The 13,246-nt window shown below is 61.2% G+C and carries 12 protein-coding genes and 1 tRNA gene; 3 read left to right on the top strand and 10 right to left on the bottom strand.

Features of this window, described 5'->3' with window-relative positions; all coding sequences use genetic code 11:
* Positions 1–39: 39 nt before the first annotated feature.
* Entirely contained in the window at positions 40–1,032 is a 993-nt protein-coding gene (locus ACE3OA_RS04210; protein WP_374308221.1) for a BMP family protein, read from the bottom strand.
* A 264-nt stretch (positions 1,033–1,296) separates the two neighbouring features.
* Here ACE3OA_RS04210 and puuE point away from each other — a divergent pair, with 264 nt between their 5' ends.
* The 3 genes from puuE to ACE3OA_RS04195 are packed head-to-tail and all read left to right on the top strand — an operon-like array spanning position 1,297 to position 3,700.
* Positions 1,297–2,217, top strand: a complete 921-nt coding sequence (puuE, locus tag ACE3OA_RS04205; protein ID WP_374308218.1) for an allantoinase PuuE — start codon at positions 1,297–1,299, stop codon at positions 2,215–2,217.
* Positions 2,214–3,215 carry an allantoicase gene (alc, locus tag ACE3OA_RS04200; RefSeq protein ID WP_374308216.1) on the top strand — a complete coding sequence of 334 codons (1,002 nt, stop codon included), beginning with the start codon at positions 2,214–2,216 and terminating at the stop codon, positions 3,213–3,215. The genes puuE and alc overlap by 4 nt, the downstream gene beginning before the upstream one ends.
* Positions 3,212–3,700 (top strand): ureidoglycolate lyase, encoded by a 489-nt coding sequence (locus ACE3OA_RS04195; protein WP_374308214.1) that lies wholly within the window; start codon positions 3,212–3,214, stop codon positions 3,698–3,700. Before alc ends, ACE3OA_RS04195 begins: the two co-directional genes overlap by 4 nt.
* Before the next feature lie 5 nt (positions 3,701–3,705).
* Here the strand turns inward: ACE3OA_RS04195 and ACE3OA_RS04190 are convergent, their stop codons facing one another.
* The 9 genes from ACE3OA_RS04190 to ACE3OA_RS04150 form a co-directional block, all read right to left on the bottom strand.
* Positions 3,706–5,196, bottom strand: coding sequence for a sensor histidine kinase (locus tag ACE3OA_RS04190; RefSeq protein ID WP_374308212.1), 1,491 nt, complete (start codon positions 5,194–5,196; stop codon positions 3,706–3,708).
* Positions 5,197–5,223: 27 nt separating this feature from the next.
* Positions 5,224–5,982 (bottom strand): response regulator transcription factor, encoded by a 759-nt coding sequence (locus ACE3OA_RS04185; protein ID WP_374308210.1) that lies wholly within the window; start codon positions 5,980–5,982, stop codon positions 5,224–5,226.
* Between the two features lie 17 nt (positions 5,983–5,999).
* A complete protein-coding gene (locus ACE3OA_RS04180) occupies positions 6,000–6,617 on the bottom strand; it encodes a hypothetical protein (RefSeq protein WP_374308208.1) in 618 nt (205 codons plus the stop codon).
* 388 nt (positions 6,618–7,005) lie between these two features.
* A tRNA-Lys gene (locus ACE3OA_RS04175) sits at positions 7,006–7,081 on the bottom strand.
* 106 nt (positions 7,082–7,187) lie between these two features.
* Positions 7,188–8,348, bottom strand: a complete 1,161-nt coding sequence (gene rodA / locus ACE3OA_RS04170) for a rod shape-determining protein RodA (protein WP_374308206.1) — start codon at positions 8,346–8,348, stop codon at positions 7,188–7,190.
* 42 nt (positions 8,349–8,390) lie between these two features.
* Positions 8,391–10,310, bottom strand: a complete 1,920-nt coding sequence (mrdA, locus tag ACE3OA_RS04165; protein WP_374308204.1) for a penicillin-binding protein 2 — start codon at positions 10,308–10,310, stop codon at positions 8,391–8,393.
* Positions 10,311–10,319: 9 nt separating this feature from the next.
* Positions 10,320–10,838, bottom strand: a complete 519-nt coding sequence (locus ACE3OA_RS04160) for a hypothetical protein (protein ID WP_374308202.1) — start codon at positions 10,836–10,838, stop codon at positions 10,320–10,322.
* Positions 10,835–11,755, bottom strand: a complete 921-nt coding sequence (gene mreC, locus ACE3OA_RS04155) for a rod shape-determining protein MreC (protein WP_374308200.1) — start codon at positions 11,753–11,755, stop codon at positions 10,835–10,837. The genes ACE3OA_RS04160 and mreC overlap by 4 nt, the downstream gene beginning before the upstream one ends.
* A gap of 155 nt (positions 11,756–11,910) precedes the next feature.
* Positions 11,911–12,954 carry a rod shape-determining protein gene (locus ACE3OA_RS04150; RefSeq protein ID WP_298683713.1) on the bottom strand — a complete coding sequence of 348 codons (1,044 nt, stop codon included), beginning with the start codon at positions 12,952–12,954 and terminating at the stop codon, positions 11,911–11,913.
* Between the last annotated feature and the right edge of the window lie 292 nt (positions 12,955–13,246).

Here is a 13,246-nt window from a genome sequence, read left to right as displayed (position 1 = left end):
CGCCTGATCCGGCCCGAGACGGGCGGTTGGCATTGTCGATTAGTAGGTGCAGGCGTTGTCGGCCATATAGTCATGGACCGCAATCTTACCGGCGATAATGTCGGCCTTGGCGGCGTCGAGCTTTGCCATCATGTCCGGCGTGATCAGCGACTTGTTGTTGTCGTCGAGCGCCCAGCCGACGCCATCCTGGGCTAGACCCATGACCGTGACGCCGGCTTTCCAGCTGCCATCCTTGGCCGCCTTGGCCGAATTGTAGACGGCAACGTCAACCCGCTTCATCATCGACGTGAGCATCGTCCCCGGATGCAGATGGTTCTGGTTGCTGTCGACGCCGATAGCAAACTTGCCGGCATCCTTGGCAGCTTGATAGACACCCGTACCGGTACCGCCGGCAGCCGCGAAGATCACGTCGACGCCCTGGTCGAATTGCCCTTTGGCAAGTTCCGTGCCCTTCGTTGGATCGTTCCAGGCGGCAGGCGTCGTCCCGGTCATGTTCGCGGTAACGCTGATATCCTTGTTTGCAAACTTGGCGCCCTGCTCGTAGCCGCATTCGAAGCGGCGGATAAGCGGAATGTCCATGCCGCCGATGAAGCCGACCTTGGCTGATTTGCTGGCCATGGCGGCGAGGATGCCGACAAGGAACGAGCCTTCATGTTCATTGAACACGATCGACTGCACGTTGGGCAGTTCCACCACCATGTCGATGATGGCGAAATGCTTGTCGGGGAATTCCTTGGCAACCTTCGCTAAGGCGTCCGCCTGGCTGAAGCCGATGCCAATGATGGGGTCTGCACCCTTTTCGGCCATGCGTCGGAAAGCCTGTTCGCGCTGGGCGTCGGTCTGCACCTCGAACTCGAGATAGGAATCGCCCGTTTCAGCCTTGTACTTTTCCATGCCGTTGAAAGCGGCTTCGTTGAAGGATTTGTCAAACTTGCCACCGGCATCGTAGACGACAGCCGGTTCGGCCAGGGCGGCATTTGCCGCGAACATGACAGCCATCGCCGTTGCGGCGCGCAACAAGAGCTTGTTCATCTCACGTCTCCCAAAAGTGGCCTTTTGGCCGTTTCTTTTCGCCAGTCGGGGAAAGGCCCATCCAGGCTGCCCCCGCCTTAGGGCGATAATGCTGACCCTTTGGACAGGAATCAACCGCGATATCCCTTGAACCGGTCAAGGATGAGCCGCAGTGGGGCATTTTCAAAGAAAGATTTGTAGAGTTTCGCCTGCTCCGCGCGCTGCCCAAATGGCGGGGTCCCCGGTGTAAGCTGTGGGCCGCAGAAATCGGGGGAAAGAGCCGGCATGCCGCCATCGGATTACCCGCGCGACCTCGTTGGTTACGGCGATCGCCCACCCTATGCGAACTGGCCCGGCGACGCTCGGATCGCCCTGCAATTCGTCTTGAATTATGAAGAGGGGGCGGAGAACTGCATCCTGCACGGCGATGCGACTTCAGAAGCCTTTCTTTCGGAGATCGTGGGCGCACAGCCGCTGCCCGCACAGCGGCATATCAGCATGGAATCCATCTATGAATATGGTAGCCGGGTTGGGGCCTGGCGCGTGCTTGACCTGTTCAAACGCCACAATTTGCCGCTCACGATCTTCGCCGTCGGAATGGCAGCGGAGCGGCACCCGGCCATCATCCGTGCCATGCACAATGCCGGGCATGAGATCTGCAGCCATGGCTATCGCTGGATCAACTACCAGAACGTCGACGAAGCAACAGAGCGCGCCCATATCGGCAAAGCAATCGCTGCCATCGAGAGTGCAACCGGCGCCAGGCCCGTGGGTTGGTATACCGGGCGAACCGGCCCCAATACGCACCGCCTGGTCGCCGAGGAAGGCGGCTTTCTCTACAATGCCGATGACTATAGCGACGACTTGCCATTCTGGTCGACGCTGCATGGGCGACCCCAGTTGATGGTGCCCTATACACTGGATGCCAACGACATGCGCTTTGCGACGCCACAGGGCTTCAACAGCGGCGACCAGTTCTTCGCCTATCTGCGTGACAGCTTCGATGTCCTCTATGCCGAAGGTGAGAAGACGCCGCGCATGATGTCAGTCGGGCTCCATGGTCGCCTGATCGGCCGCCCAGGGCGGCTGAGATCCCTTGAGCGATTCATCGACTATGTCACCAGCCATGACAAGGTCTGGATCTGTCGCCGCATCGACATTGCCCGCCACTGGCGGGAACATCATCCGTTTGGAGAGACCAGATGAGCAGCCCCGACGCCGAAGGTCAGCCCTTCGGCACCTCCTTCATCAACCTGCTGGATCCGCGCCTGGGCGCAGAAGCCCTGTCCGCCAGCGACGAATTCTTCGCGCCCAAGGAGCGGATGCTCAATCCGGAGCCTGCGGTCTTCATTCCCGGCAAGTATGACGACAACGGCAAATGGATGGACGGATGGGAGAGCCGGCGCAAGCGCCAGGAAGGCTACGATCACTGCATCTGCCGCTTGGCTTTTCCAGGGCGCATCGCCGGTTTTGATATCGATACCAGCCATTTCACCGGCAACTTCCCACCTGCAGCCTCGATCGAGGCCTGCAATGTCGCTGGTGATCCGATGGCTTCCACGAAATGGCAAACCGTCGTGGCCGCGACGTCTCTCAAAGGTGACAGTCACCATTTCATTGCCTGCCATGACGACAATGCTTTCACCCATATCCGTCTCAATATCTTTCCCGACGGGGGTGTCGCCCGCCTGCGAGCCTTCGGCAGGCCAGCTGTCGATTGGCAACGCATCGACCGCAAGCAGCCACAAAACCTTGCCGATGTGGAACTTGGCGCCTACGCCGTCGCCTGCTCTGACCAGCATTACGGCTCCCCGATGCGGCTGCTTTTTCCGGGCCGTGGCATCAATATGGGTGATGGCTGGGAAACACGCCGTCGCCGCGAACCCGGCAATGATTGGTGCATCATCGCGTTGGCCCGTGCGGGGCGACTCTCAAAAATCGAAATCGACACGGCGCATTTCAAAGGGAACTTTCCGGACCGCTGCTCGATCCAGGCCGCGCTGGTCGACGCGTCGACCGAACAATCCATCGTCACGCAATCAATGTTCTGGCGGACGCTGTTGCCCGAACAGAAAATGGCGATGGACAAGCAGCACTATTATGCCGGCGAGATCCCAGATATCGGTCCGGTGAGCCATGTAAGGCTCAATGTCATTCCGGACGGCGGTGTATCGCGCCTGCGCCTGTGGGGTGAACCGGTATGATGCTGAAGGCCGAACCTCTGACCCGCGCCGCCTTTGCCCCATTCGGCGACGTGATCGATTGCGGCGGCGACAATCACTACACGATCAATGAGGGATATGCGGAACGCTACCATGACCTTGCCAAGGTCGACGTTGGCGCCGAGGGTGGCAGGCCGTTGATCAGTATCTTTCGCGCCAAGCCGCGTGAAATGCCATTGCGCATCCGGATGATGGAACGCCATCCCCTTTCTTCGCAGGCCTTCATACCCTTGCTGCCGCGCGCCTTTCTGGTTGTCGTGGCGCGGCCTGGGCAGGCGCCGACGGCGGCCAATCTCCGTTGCTTCCGCACGCTTGGGCAGCAAGGCGTCAACTACGCACCCGGGACTTGGCACCATCCACTCATCGTGTTGGAGGATGAGCAGAATTTCCTGATCGTCGACCGCGGCGGCCCCGGCGAGAATTGCGACGAAGTGCGTTTGACTGAGGATATCAGCGTTGCCGGCTGACGGCGTCAGCTCGCCAGCGGCAGGCTGATCGTCACCTCGAAACCACCTTCCGGCCGGTTCCGCGCGGCGACACGGCCGCCCATCAGTTCGATATTCCGGCGGACGATGGCGAGGCCCAGGCCGAAATGCGGCCCACCGGCAGCACCCGCACCGCTGCCATTGCTGGGCCGGTGCGACACATGACGCTCGAAGATCGCCGGCAGCAGGTCGACCGGAACACCCGGCCCTTGATCGATGACCGACAGGCGGGCGCGGCCACCACCCTGTTTCAGTTCCAGGCGCACGGTGGTGCCCTGCGGCGCGAAGCTCACGGCATTGTCGACCAGATTCTCGATCGCCGTCTCCAAGGCCTCTTCACTGGCCGAGACCTTGATACCCGGCTCGACGCTGGCCACGATCTTGACGTTATTGCCATGTGCTTCGGCAAATGCCCGCGCCGTGTTCTCAACCAGCGGCGACAGCTTGATCGGCGATGCCGGCGCGTCGATCATCTCGGCGATGGCCTCATCGATCCGCCGGGCCGACGCCACCAGATCCTCCATGCGCTCGAGCGCACGCTCGATCGTCTCCACCGCCCGCTTGGCGCGGTCGTCATTCGTGCTGTTGGCGATACGCCGGATCGGTTCGACCGCCTGCGCCATGGCAGCGATCGGCGCCTTCAGCGCATGGGCATTCTCTTCGGCCGCTTCGCGGATCGAACGCGCCGAGGTTTCCAGCGTCGTCACCAGACTATCGAACTCGACCGCCACCGGTTTCAGCTCCGGAACCGGCGTTGCATTGGCGAAACTGATCTGCCGGCGCCCGGGTGTATGGCGGATAAGGCGCGCCAACCGCGCAAAGCGGCTGAGCCCCAGCGCCACCGACACGGCGACGGCCAAAATCAGCAACGCCATCATGGCATAGAAAATGCCGGCCCACCGGACTTCGGGCGCCGACGCGAACGGCCGCGCCAGGGTCGTGCCCGCCGGGTCACTTTCGGCATAGGCCGTAATGACAGCCCAGCAACCGACTTCAGTATGGAAAGGCGAGATCGAGGTGAGGATTTCGGTCGTGCCACTAGGGCCGGTAAAGCTCTGGCTGAGGCTGCGATTGCCGGCGCAGCTCTCTTCAACCTTGCCGAGGATACCTGTTGCAACGAGAGCCGCGCGCTCCGCATCGAGATAGGCTGCATCCACAGTTGGGAAGGCGGCGACATAGTAGAAGCTCTGTTGCTCCCCCGTCGGTCGCATCAGCAGCTTGATGCGCAAGCTGCTGGTGCCGAGCCTCGCCACCCAATCCGCCGCCGCCACCGGCGCCTTGGCGCCTTCCGCGTGCAAAGCGAGTTCCAGCCCCTGAGCGAGGAGATATCCCTGGTTCTGCAGATTGCCGAGCAGCAATTGCTGGCGCTCTTCGTCGACGGTCGCGAAACGGGCATAGAGAATCATCGGCACGCTCAGGAACACCAGCCCGAGCAGCACCAGTTTCACCAGCACAGAACCGAATATCGTGCGCAGCATCGCCTCCCCCGCGACCGCCCCCGGCCTTTACGTATCTTTGCTGGCGGCGCGCCAGCGGTACCCAAAGCCGGGGAAATTCTCGATCGCATCGAAGCTGGGGTCGACAGCGATGAATTTCTGTCGAACGCGTTTGATGAGTGCGCGCACATTGGCGCGGTATCCATCAGGCCCCTGCCCTGCCGCAAAATTCTCGCCCCGGAGCGCGTCGTAGATCTCTCGGTAGCTCACATCGCGCCCCGCGCGCACCATCAAGGCCACTGACTTGAATTCACCCAAAGTGAGGCTGACCGGACGCTCGCGCCAGGTCACTGCATGCGAGCCGGCATCCAACAGGAGGGGGCCGGTCTGCAGAATGCCATCGGCATTCGCCGGCCCTTCTGCCGCGCCGTCGACCGTTTCCGCGCGGCTGAGCGCAAGTTCGATGCGCCGCTGCAGAATGGCAAAGCTGCGCGTCTTGCCGACGAAATCGATGGCGCCGGCCTTCAACGCCGCTTCTTCGTAGATCACGTCATCGAGGGAGGTGAGGAAGATAGCCGGCGTCATCAAGCCGATCTGTCGCAGCCGCTGCAACAGCTCAAGCCCCGTCAGGCCTGGCATCTTCCAGTCGAGAATGAGCAGGTCGATGGTGGCTTCCGGTGCCACGCTATCGGCACTGAGAGCCTCAAGCGCTACGTCCGGCGCCGAGAACTCGCGCACCGCGAAGCCGGCCTCGGACAGGTTTCCGACCAGCATCGGGCGAAACAGGTCATCATCATCGACCACGACAATGCGTGTCGCCTCAGCCATGTCGACCGTTCCGAATCTTATGGCACATGGTGAGCCTCCTTAAGCGCCTTATAGCAAGACTGAATAGCCGCATCATCAGCCCCTTCGGGCAAAATCTCGTAGCTCAACGCGCGCCGCTGATTGTCGGCAACATCGAGGAAGAAATAGACGTCGAGCGAGCAGGATTCGGTCCGATAGGTCCAGATCGTGCCCGTCCCCTCGCGCCGCGTCGTGACCGGCCGGCCAAGCAGCCTCGCCACGTCGGTTTCCGCCTTGCTCTTCAATTCATCCGGCGACGTTGCAATGGACAGCGGCTCAGGTTCAGCGGCAATCACAGCTGGCGCCGGGAGAACCGCAACGCTGCCGGCTTCCATTTCCTCGCCATCCTTGACGCGCGCTTCCGAGACGGCACCTTGCTGCGAAATAACGAGTTGGTGGCCGTCCTGACCTGTCGCCGAACCGGTTGCCCCATTCGCCGCCTCAGCAGGCTCGGTTTCGGTTAATTTCGGCGAGGCCGGCGCACGCTTCTGCGTCTTGGGTTTCAGCTTGGGAATGATCGGAGCTTCCGGTGGCGGTGCTTTGGCAGCCGGCTTAGCCGCCACGACGACGGGCTTCTTCGCATCCTGATCGACGCTGGCACAGGCCGAAAGCAGCATTACCGCGACAACTCCGTTAACTAGCTGGGAAATCAGGCGTCGTGTCATATCTTCACTCGTGGCGTCGCCGGGATTGTTTTTCGGCACAACTCGGCCTGCAGATAGCCGCCCATGCCAATCGCTACAAGATAGTGATCACGCAAGGGCGGTGCGGCAACACCAGAATGTGGCAGAACCGACACTGTTGGTAGCAATTGCCTTTGGTCGGGGACAATGGCTTAGAGGAAATGTCACAGAAATCACACCATGCGAAACATTGCCGGAGCCCAGTAGTTCCCAGACCCTTACGAGGATTTTGAGCTGGAAATGCGGCAAGTTGCGGCACGGGCCAAGATAGGCTTCGAACCTTGGCCAGACCTGTGGTCGGGAGATATTTCGCGGGAAGTAATGGTGGGCGCAGTAGGACTCGAACCTACGACCCGCTGATTAAGAGTCAGCTGCTCTACCAACTGAGCTATGCGCCCGCGGACCGGATGATCCGGTCGGCGCGCGGTATAGCAAACGCCCCGTACCCTGTCGATAGCTAAATTTAACAATTCTGACCGGGACTTACAGCCTTGTTTAAAGGGGCTAATTCTCTTCTCGCCCAGTGCGGCCGATCTTGGCGTCGCGGTGTACATAGGCCGACATCATCAGGCCGAATCCGGCCAGCACCGTCATCATGGCGGTACCGCCATAGGAGATGAGCGGCAGCGGCACGCCGACCACCGGTATCAACCCCATGACCATGGCCGTATTAATGAAGAAATAGGTGAACAAATTGAAGCTGAGGCCGAAGGCCATCATCTTGCCGAACTGGCTGCGGCAGCGAAGGGCAATGACCACACCGTAGAGCACCAGCATCGAATAGAGCGACAGCAGCACCACACCGCCCACCAGCCCCCATTCTTCGGCAAACATGGTAAAGATGAAGTCGGTCTGGCGTTCAGGCAGGAAATCGAGATGGCTCTGCGTCCCCTGCAGGAAGCCCTTGCCCCAGACGCCGCCGGACCCCAGCGCGATCTTGGACTGGATGATGTGGTAGCCGGCCCCCCGAACATCGGATTCAGGATCCAGGAAGGTCAGGATGCGCGCCTTCTGGTAGTCGTGCAGCAAGCCTGAGTTCCAGGCGAAATAGGCGCCGACGACCCCGGCCGCAATGATGATGGCGAATTTCCACCAGCGGACGCCGGCCGCAAAGAACATGGCGCCACCGACGATCATCAAGGTGACAGCAGTGCCGAGATCGGGCTGCTTCATGACGAGACCGGCCGGGGCTACTGCCAGCAACGTGGGCGGAATGAGGACCCATGGCTTGCCGACGGCCTCCCAATCGACGCCATGGAAATAGCGCGCCAGACTCAACACCAGCGCCACTTTCATCATTTCCGATGGTTGCAGCTGCATGAAACCGAGATTGATCCAGCGCTGCGCGCCCATGCCGATCTCGCCCAGGAACTCGACATAGACCAGCAGAACAAAGGCGACGGCATAGAAAGCATAGGCAAAGCGCATGTAATAGCGCAGGTCGATCAGCCCCAGCACCAGCATGCCGACGAGGCCGAGGGCAAAGCGCTTGATCTGGGCGTTCATCCACGGCTCGGTGCTGCCATGAGCGGCGGAATAGAGCATGGCAAAACCGATTGACGCCACCGCCGTCACCAGCAGGACGAGGCTCCAATTGAGTTGCAGAAGCTTCTCGCCCAGCGAGATCTTCTTCTGCTTGTTGCCCATCGGCGTCATGGCGAACATGTCAGCCGCTCCTGCCGCACAAGGTGGTTGAAGTCGCCCACATCATGGCATCTCCCGCCTTCCGCCTTCGTCATTGGGATTGCGGCGGGCCGGGTCGCGGCGCTGGCATTCGATGAGGATGTCGCGGGCGATCGGCGCGGCAAACGTCGAACCACCGCCGCCATGCTCGATGACGACCGAAATGGCATAGCGCGGCTGATGAACCGGGGCAAAGGCCACAAACAAGGCGTGGTCTCGCTGCGGCCAGGGCAGATCCTCGTTCTTGCGCACGCCGGTCGCGCGTTCCGACATGGTGATGCGGCGAACCTGGCTGGTGCCGGTCTTGCCCGCCATTTCCATGCCGGGAATATCGATGCGGCGGCGATAGGCTGTACCGCGCTGGTCATTGGTGACGAGATCCATGCCGCGCCGGATCATGGCCAGATGTTCCGCCTTCACATCCATCTTGGGCGCCGCATCCGCCCCTTGGCTGGCATTGACCACCGTCAGGGGTGGCGAAGCGGCATCGGCGCCCGCAGCGCCGTAGCGCTTGAAAAGTCGCGGCGTGATCGCATAGCCGCCATTGGCGACCCGCGCTGTCATCAGGCAGAGCTGCAACGGCGTCGCTTGAATAAAGCCCTGGCCGATACCCGCGACGAGGGTTTCGCCCGGATACCATTTTTCGCCCAAGGTCCCGATCTTCCAAGCCTGATCGGGGATGACTCCGGGATTCTCGCCCGGCAGGTCGATTCCGGTCACCTTGCCGAGGCCGAACTTCCGCGCCATCTCGGCGATGGCATCGATCCCGACCCGCTTGGCGACATCGTAATAATAGACGTCGCAGGAATGCTTGAGCGCATCAGCCATCGAAACATGGCCATGCCCTTCCTTCTTCCAACAATGCAGGCGCATCGGCCCGAAAGTATAGAAGCCCGGGCAAAAGACGCTGAAATTGGGGCTGATTCCGGCAGCCTGGGCCGCCATGGTGGTCACGATCTTGAACGTCGAACCCGGCGCATACCCGTCGGAGACCGTCTTGTTGGTCAGCGGCCGGAACATGTCGGCATTGAGCGTGCGCCACTCATCGCCGGAAATGCCCCGATAGAAGGAGGCCGGGTCAAAGGTCGGGGTCGAGGCCATGGCGAGAATTTCGCCGGTGAAGATGTCCATGACGACAGTCGAACAGGATTGCTCGGCGGCGATGCGCTGCTGGGCGAATTCCTGCAGGCCGATATCGATCGTCGTCACCAGATCGGCGCCCGGCTTGCCCTCGACACGGGACAATTGGCGGATGATACGGCCGACCGAATTCACCTCGATCTCGCTTTTACCGGCCGAACCGCGCAGCGACTTGTCATACGTGCGCTCGAGACCGTTCCGACCGATACGGAAGCCAGGCAGCGTCAGCAACGGATCTGAATCGGCAGCGACCTCAGATTCCGAGGCGGTCTGAACGTAGCCCAAGATATGGGCCGTGAGCCCGGCAAAGGGATAGTAGCGCTTCTGGTCTTCTTCGATGGAAATGCCGGGAAGCTCCGGCAGATTGAGTTCGACCTGACTCATCTGCTCCCAGGAAAGATCCTCCTTGACCGGGATCGGCGTGAAGGCGCGGTTGCGCTTCAACTCGCGCATGACCTTGGCGCGCTCACGCTCGCTCAAGGGAACGAGGCGCGCAAAGTCGCCCAGCGTCTGCTCAAGGTCTTTCGTCTGCTCGGCCACGAGAATGGCGCGGTAGTTCGGAAAGTTCGCGGCAATCGGCACGCCGAAGCGATCGAGGATCAGCCCGCGCGATGGCGGCAGCAATCTTAGATTGATGCGGTTCTCGTCGGCCAGCAGCCGATACTTCTCGGATTCGATGACTTGCAGATAGTAGAGACGCGCGATCAGGGAGCTGACCAGTCCCGCCTGCATACCGCCCAGAATCATCGCACGCCGGGAGAAGACCTTCGCCTGATTCTGAGCCTGTTGCTTGTTACCAGCCATCACACATACTCAATCGGTCGGCAGCAACCGGCGCTCAATCCACGCAAAGACATATGCGAGCGGCGGATAGCAGACGAACTCCAGCAGGAAGAGATTGAAGGCCTGTTCCGGATTGACAAGCGTTTCCTGCAGGAAGGAAACCAGGAGCCAGGTGAGGAATGTGGCGCTCGCGGCGACCACCCCGAACAAGGCCCAGATCAGGAAGAACGGCATGCCGTTAAGTGCCTTGCGTTGCCAAAGCGCGACGCCATGCACCACCAGCAGCACCAACAGACCGACACCAAACGGCGCCAGCATCAGGAAATCATGCAGCAGGCCGATGGAGAGAACTCCCCACATGGTCATCAGGCCCGGTTGATGCACCGTCCAGAAGAACACGGAAATCAGGACCAATGCAGAGGCGATCGTGCCAAGGCGCGGCAAATGCCAGGACAACAAGGCGGCAAACAGCAGCAGGATGGTGAGCCCGACCGGTAACGCCGCACGCCAGGCAATGTCGGCCTGTTGGCCAAGACTGGGCCTGATCACTCGCCCGCCTCAGGCGCCATCGATCCGGGCTGGTTGCTCGGGTTGAGCGCCTTGGTGGTATCGACGCCGAAATCTTGGAGGAGGATACCCGGCAAGCTGTAATCGATGAGGCGGATGTTCTCGAGCCGGCTGAAATCGACGAAAGGCTGCACCAGCACATGGCCGCCGGCGACCGACGTCACCTCACCGACCGGCAGGCCGGCAGGGAAGACACCGCCCTGCCCCGACGTCACGATTCGGTCGCCGATTTTGACGTCGCTATCGCGCGAGAGATAGAGCAGTTCGGGCAGATCCGAGTTGCGGCCGGCAAGGACGGCCTGGTCGCGGCTGCGTTCCGCGACGACCGGGACGCGCGCGTTGATATCGGTGATGAGCAGGATGCGCGCCGAGCGTTCGCCGACTTCGAGCACACGGCCGGCAAGTCCGCTGCCCGTTACGGCAGCCTGGCCCTTGGCGACGCCGGCCTTGGTGCCGCCGAGGACGATCAACGATCGCACGAAGCTCGACGAAGCATCGGCAACGACGCCGGCGGTGACGAAGCTGACCTTCGGCCCCGGCTGGAAATTGAGCAGGTCGCGCAGGCTGGCATTCTCGGCCTGCAATTCACGCGCGACGCGCTGCCATTCCATCAGCGTATCGTTCTGCCGCTTGAGGGCTTCGTTTTCTGCTTTCAAGGCAAAGTAGTCGCGAACATCGCTGGCCGTTTCGCGCGCAGCATCGATCGGGCGGGAGACGGCATTGATGACCGGCGCGGTAATGTCCGTCACCATCATGCGGATGCGGCTAACCAGGACTGAATCAGGCTTGCCGATCAGCATCAGGCCGAAGGCAAACGCCACTAAAAGAACAAAAGTGAACCGATGGGTCCAGGAGCGGGTCGCCGCCGCGGTCCCGATCGATCCCATACGCTTGTTCACCTATGATTCCTCCCAAACCCAGGGGATCGACCCATGACTCGAGGCCAATCAATCACTTAGGGTATTTTTCCACAGGAAGGGTTAAAGCGCAATTACTAAGCGGGCGCCTTCGCGTGATAAATCGCGATGAAAGGGCAAAATCCCCAGCACATTCCTCAGTACATATTGATGAGGACGTGCCGGTGCGCCTTGATGTCTTCCAGGCAGCGGCCGGTTCCGAGCGCCACGCAGGAAAGTGCGTCATCCGCGATCGATACCGGCAGGCCGGTGGCATGGCGCAGGACAAAGTCGAGATTGGCGAGGAGAGCCCCGCCGCCGGTCAGCACGATGCCCTTGTCGACGATATCGGCCGCGAGTTCCGGCGCCGTATGCTCCAGGGCGACCTTCACGGCTTCGATGATGGCCCCGACCGGCTCAGCCAAGGCTTCCGCCACCTGGCGCTCGGTGATCACCAATTCCTTTGGCACGCCGTTCATCAGGTCACGGCCCTTGATCTCCATGACGCGGCCTTCGCCGTCTTCCGGCGGGCAGGCCGAACCGATTTCCTTCTTGATGCGCTCGGCAGAGCCTTCGCCGACCAGAAGGTTATGATTGCGGCGGATATAGGCGATGATGGCTTCGTCCATCTTGTCGCCGCCGACACGGACCGAGCGGGAATAGACGATGCCGCCGAGGCTGAGAACCGCCACTTCGGTGGTACCGCCGCCGATATCGACCACCATCGAGCCCGTGGGCTCAGTCACCGGCAGGCCGGCGCCAATGGCAGCCGCCATCGGCTCTTCGATCAGATAGACCTTGCTGGCGCCCGCGGATTCAGCGGATTCCTGGATGGCGCGGCGCTCGACGGCGGTGGAGCCGGAGGGCACGCAAACGATGATCTGCGGGCGGGCAAAGCTGCGGCGGTTGTTGTGCACCTTGCGGATGAAATGCTTGATCATTTCTTCGGCGACTTCGAAATCGGCGATGACGCCGTCGCGCAAGGGGCGGATGGCCTGAATGTTACCCGGGGTGCGGCCCAGCATCAGCTTGGCTTCGTCACCCACCGCCAACACATGCTTCTTGCCCTTCACATCGGCTATGGCAACGACCGAGGGCTCGTTAAGCACGATGCCGCGCCCTTTGACATAAACCAGCGTGTTCGCAGTACCGAGGTCGATCGCCATATCGGCGGAGAACATGCCCATCAACTTCGAAAACATCAGTACCACCTGCTTACCGCCATACGCGGCGTTATTGTTCTGTCCGGCACGCCCCAAGCTCCAGGCGCCTGGGAGCCAATAGCTGAATTTCCTCGGGAGCCAATCGGGAACATTCAACCGACACCGCGGCGAAGCCCTGATTTGATGGGAATATTCCTTGGATTTTCACGCGTTAGCGGTCCGGAACACACCCCGACTCCGGAAACCAGCATGGTCCGGTCCGGGCTTGCTTTTACCGCCCGTCCCGGACCGGGACAAGAGGATTGTGATGGAATTCCAAACGAGTGCCGGG

It is taken from the genome of Dongia sp., from assembly GCF_041906375.1.
Lineage (GTDB): Bacteria > Pseudomonadota > Alphaproteobacteria > Dongiales > Dongiaceae > Dongia.
The sequence above is the reverse complement of the archived record's forward strand: the minus strand, read 5'-3'. Positions and strand labels throughout refer to the sequence as shown.

Excerpts from the sequence above, each read along its gene's own strand:
- ACE3OA_RS04210 (WP_374308221.1), bottom strand. The coding sequence starts at position 1,032 with ATGAACAAGCTCTTGTTGCGCGCCGCAACGGCGATGGCTGTCATGTTC.
- puuE (WP_374308218.1), top strand. The coding sequence starts at position 1,297 with ATGCCGCCATCGGATTACCCGCGCGACCTCGTTGGTTACGGCGATCGC.
- alc (WP_374308216.1), top strand. The coding sequence starts at position 2,214 with ATGAGCAGCCCCGACGCCGAAGGTCAGCCCTTCGGCACCTCCTTCATC.
- ACE3OA_RS04195 (WP_374308214.1), top strand. The coding sequence starts at position 3,212 with ATGATGCTGAAGGCCGAACCTCTGACCCGCGCCGCCTTTGCCCCATTC.
- ACE3OA_RS04190 (WP_374308212.1), bottom strand. The coding sequence starts at position 5,196 with ATGCTGCGCACGATATTCGGTTCTGTGCTGGTGAAACTGGTGCTGCTC.
- ACE3OA_RS04185 (WP_374308210.1), bottom strand. The coding sequence starts at position 5,982 with ATGGCTGAGGCGACACGCATTGTCGTGGTCGATGATGATGACCTGTTT.
- ACE3OA_RS04180 (WP_374308208.1), bottom strand. The coding sequence starts at position 6,617 with ATGCTGCTTTCGGCCTGTGCCAGCGTCGATCAGGATGCGAAGAAGCCC.
- rodA (WP_374308206.1), bottom strand. The coding sequence starts at position 8,348 with ATGTTCGCCATGACGCCGATGGGCAACAAGCAGAAGAAGATCTCGCTG.
- mrdA (WP_374308204.1), bottom strand. The coding sequence starts at position 10,310 with ATGGCTGGTAACAAGCAACAGGCTCAGAATCAGGCGAAGGTCTTCTCC.
- ACE3OA_RS04150 (WP_298683713.1), bottom strand. The coding sequence starts at position 12,954 with ATGTTTTCGAAGTTGATGGGCATGTTCTCCGCCGATATGGCGATCGAC.